Source organism: Pseudomonas sp. 2VD (assembly GCF_005503585.1).
GTDB lineage: Bacteria > Pseudomonadota > Gammaproteobacteria > Pseudomonadales > Pseudomonadaceae > Pseudomonas > Pseudomonas aeruginosa.
This window is the reverse complement of sequence record NZ_SCND01000541.1, coordinates 1-2,691: the sequence shown is the minus strand read 5'-3', so window position 1 is coordinate 2,691 and position 2,691 is coordinate 1. Positions and strand designations below refer to the sequence as shown.

The 2,691-nt window shown below is 71.9% G+C and carries 2 protein-coding genes; both read right to left on the bottom strand.

What is annotated here, in order from left to right; translation table 11 throughout:
* Nucleotides 1-2,373, bottom strand: a 2,373-nt coding sequence (locus FFS27_RS31305) for a malto-oligosyltrehalose synthase (RefSeq protein WP_137952482.1), incomplete at its 3' end; no start/stop codon positions are given.
* Nucleotides 2,366-2,691, bottom strand: a 326-nt coding sequence (locus tag FFS27_RS31300; protein WP_170987087.1) for a 4-alpha-glucanotransferase, incomplete at its 5' end; no start/stop codon positions are given. The genes FFS27_RS31305 and FFS27_RS31300, both read right to left, overlap by 8 nt.

Here is a 2,691-nt window from a genome sequence, read left to right as displayed (position 1 = left end):
CTCCAGCAGTTCCGGGAAGGGCGTCGGCGCGGCCAGGGCGGCGGCGTGCCGGGCGAAGTCCACCGGCCTCCGGTTGTCCGGGTCGACCAGGCTGAAGTCCCAGTCCTCGCGCCCCTGGTAGAGATCGGGGATACCCGGGCAGGTCAGGCGCAGCAGGCATTGGGCGAGGCCATTCAGGGCCCCGGCCGGCATCAGTCGCGCCGCCGCGTTGCCCAGCGACTGGCGCAGGGCCTGGGCCAGTGGCGCGCGCAGGAGTTGTTCCAGATAGTCGGCGCAGGCGCGCTCGTAGTCTTCGTCGGGCGCGGTCCAGCGCGTGCGCAGCTTGGCTTCGCGCAAGGCCTTGCATTGCCATTCGCGCATCCGCGCGAGGAACGCTTGGTCCAGGGCGGCGCCGTCGCAAGGCGCGTCGAGCGGCCAACTGCCGAGCAGGGCCTGGAACAGGATCAGCTCGTCGCCGGGACTCGGCGCCGGCCCCTCGGCGAGGTCGCGGCGTAACGGCGTGGCCAGGCTTTGCCAGTGCTCGACGTTACGCGCGAACCAGGGCGCCAGTTCACTGAGCGCCGCAAGACGGGCGCGGGCGTCCTCGCCGCGCTTGTGGTCATGGCTGGCGGTGGCCAGCAGGGCGCGCGGGCTGGCCAGGCGCCTGGCTTCGCAGGCGGCATGGAATTCCTCGGCGGAAGCGGCGAAGCGCTGCGGGTCGAAGCCGACGTCGTTGCGCGAGAGCAGGGCCGCCGAGCGATAGCAGGCGGTATCCTCCACGGCCTTGGCGGCGGTCGGCGAACTCAACTGCTGGAAGCGCGCCAGCAACTCGCCGCGCAGGCGCCGCAGCGGACCGGGCGGCAGCTCGCGCAGCGGCTGCCCGCCGAGCCAGCGTTCGAGATGGTCGAGGACCGCCCGGTCGGCTTCGTCGAGATCCTCGCGGGCCGCCTCTGCGGCATAGCGGAACACCTCGCGATCCTGCACCGAGCGACCGCAGGCCCCGGCGTAGGTACGGTAGACCGGAAAGCGCGCGAGCAACTGGAACAGCGCGCGGCGGATACCGCCCAGGGTCAGGTCGCGGCTGGCCAGGTCGGCCCGCGCCACCCGCAAAAGACCCTGGGCGAGGTTCTCCAGGTCACCGGCGAGGCTTCCCGCCAGGACCAGTTGGCGAGCCTGGTAGACCTCGTCGAGAAACGCCTCCGGGCGTCCGCTGACCCGCTGCCAGAGTTCGCGCAACGGTCGTTCGCCGCGCGGATCGTGCTGCAACAGGCTGACCTGGTTCATGAAGTCGTAGCCGGTGGTGCCGTCGCACAGCCAATCCTCGGGCAGGCGCTCCTCGCCACCGAGGATCTTCTCAACGTACAGCAGCATCGGCGCGCCGCCGCGACGGGCGCGGATCCGCTCGCTGCGGCGGCGCAGGCGTCGGCAATAGCCGCGCGGATCGGCCAGGCCGTCGACGTGATCGATGCGCAGGCCATCGAGCAGACCGTCCTCGAGCAACTGGAAGACCTTGCCGTGCACGGCCTCGAACACCTCGCCGCGCTCGACCCGCAGGCCGACCAGTTCGCTGATGTCGAAGAAACGGCGCCAGTTGATGTCGTCCGCCGCGGTGCGCCAGCTGGCCAGGCGGTAGTGCTGCGCCTCGAGCAGGCGGTGCAGGCGTTGGCGAGCCTCCTCGTGGCGTTCCTGGAGCTTGCCCAGCGTGCGCTCCAGGGCGGCGCGCGGAGCGCTCTCGGCGAGCGCAGCCGCCAGTCGACGCTGCATCTCGCGCAAGGCCTCGCGGTCCTGCCGGCACTCGCGGAAACCGCCGGCCAGGTCTGACAGGCGCGGCTCGCCGCTGTCTTCCAGCAGCTCCGGGTAGCTGCCCGGCCAGAGGGGGAAGCGCTGCTCGCCGTGGCTCGCCAGCAGGCGGCCGGCCTCGCGGTCCAGGCTCAGGCCGATCTCCCCGGCAGCCAGGACCTCGCCGTAGTCGCTGCGCAGGAACGGCAGCAGCACCTGGCCGCGCAACGCGGCGTCGTGGGATTCCCACTGGATGTCGAAGAAACTCGCGTAGGGACTCTCGCGCCCCCATTCGAGCACGTCCTGCCACCAGGGATTGGCGCCGCCGCCGATGCCCATGTGGTTCGGCACTATGTCCATGAGCAGGCCCATGCCGCGTTGCCGCAGCCCCTGGATCAGGCGCAGCAGCGCCGGCTCGCCGCCCAGTTCCGGATTGATCCGGGTCGGGTCGACCACGTCGTAGCCGTGGCTGGAGCCGGGCCGCGCGCGGAACAGCGGCGAGGCGTAGAGATGGCTGATGCCCAGGTCGGCGAAATAGTCCAGCCAGGGCAGGGCATCGTCGAGGGTGAAGCCGGCGTGGAATTGCAGGCGCAGGGTAGCGCGGGGCTCAATCATGGGCGGCCTCCTCGGCATCCCGGCGGCTGCGTTCGAGCAGGCGCAGGCGCCGGTCGACCTGCGGCGTTCCGAGCATCTGCGCGGCGTTTTCCGGCCAGCGCCGCCGCCAGTTCGGGTGGGCGTCGCCGGGGCCGGGCAGGTTCGGCTGCTCCAGGCTGCCCAGGGCGTCCTCCAGGGGCAGTAGCACCAACGGCGCGGGGGTTGCCCCGACATAGCCGATGCAGGCGTCCAGCGGCACTTCGGCGGCGGGGTCGGGATCGACCGGCGGTTCGAGGCTGGCGGCCAGCGCCCGGCGCTCCTCGGCGCGCAGTTCCAGGT